1 protein-coding gene is annotated in these 1,115 nt (G+C 67.6%); it reads left to right on the forward strand.

The features are described from left to right. The coding region (tuf, locus tag FD715_RS22400) for an elongation factor Tu (RefSeq protein ID WP_147115510.1) at positions 1-1,115 on the forward strand (1,115 nt) is incomplete at both ends.

The raw sequence follows: 1,115 nt of genomic DNA on the forward strand, positions 1-1,115 counted from the left end.
CGCACGAAACCGCACGTGAACATCGGCACCGTCGGTCACGTTGACCACGGCAAGACGACGCTGACCGCGGCGATCACCAAGTACTTCGGCGACTTCCGCGCCTACGACCAGATCGACGGCGCGCCGGAGGAGAAGGCCCGCGGCATCACGATCTCGACCGCGCATGTCGAGTACGAGACCGAGAACCGCCACTACGCCCATGTCGACTGCCCCGGCCACGCCGACTACGTCAAGAACATGATCACCGGCGCGGCGCAGATGGACGGCGGCATCCTGGTGGTGAACGCCGCGGACGGCCCGATGCCGCAGACCCGCGAGCACATCCTGCTGGCCCGCCAGGTCGGCGTGCCGGCGCTGGTGGTGTTCATGAACAAGGTCGACCAGGTCGACGACCCGGAACTGCTCGAGCTGGTCGAGATGGAGATCCGCGAGCTGCTGTCGTCCTACGACTTCCCGGGCGACGACATCCCGATCGTCGCCGGCTCGGCGCTGGCCGCGATGGAAGGCCGCGACCCGGAGATCGGCGAGAACAAGATCCGCGAGCTGATGGCGGCGGTCGACGACTACATCCCGACCCCGGCGCGCGCCGTGGACCAGCCCTTCCTGATGCCGATCGAGGACGTGTTCTCGATCTCGGGTCGCGGCACCGTGGTCACCGGCCGGGTCGAGCGCGGCGTCATCAATGTCGGCGACGAGATCGAGATCGTCGGCATCCGCGACACCAAGAAGACCACCTGCACCGGTGTCGAGATGTTCCGCAAGCTGCTCGACCGCGGCGAGGCGGGCGACAACATCGGCGCGCTGCTGCGCGGTGTGGATCGTGAGGGCGTCGAGCGCGGCCAGGTGCTGTGCAAGCCCGGCTCGGTCAAGCCGCACACCAAGTTCGAGGCCGAGGCCTACATCCTCACCAAGGAGGAGGGCGGCCGCCACACCCCGTTCTTCGCCAACTACCGGCCGCAGTTCTACTTCCGCACCACCGACGTCACCGGCACCGTCGTGCTGCCGGAAGGCACCGAGATGGTGATGCCGGGCGACAACCTGAAGTTCAACGTCGAGCTGATCGCCCCGATCGCCATGGAAGACGGCCTGCGCTTCGCCATCCGCGAAGGCGGCCG

The sequence above is a fragment of the Tateyamaria sp. syn59 genome (genome assembly GCF_007995245.1).
Lineage (GTDB): Bacteria > Pseudomonadota > Alphaproteobacteria > Rhodobacterales > Rhodobacteraceae > Tateyamaria.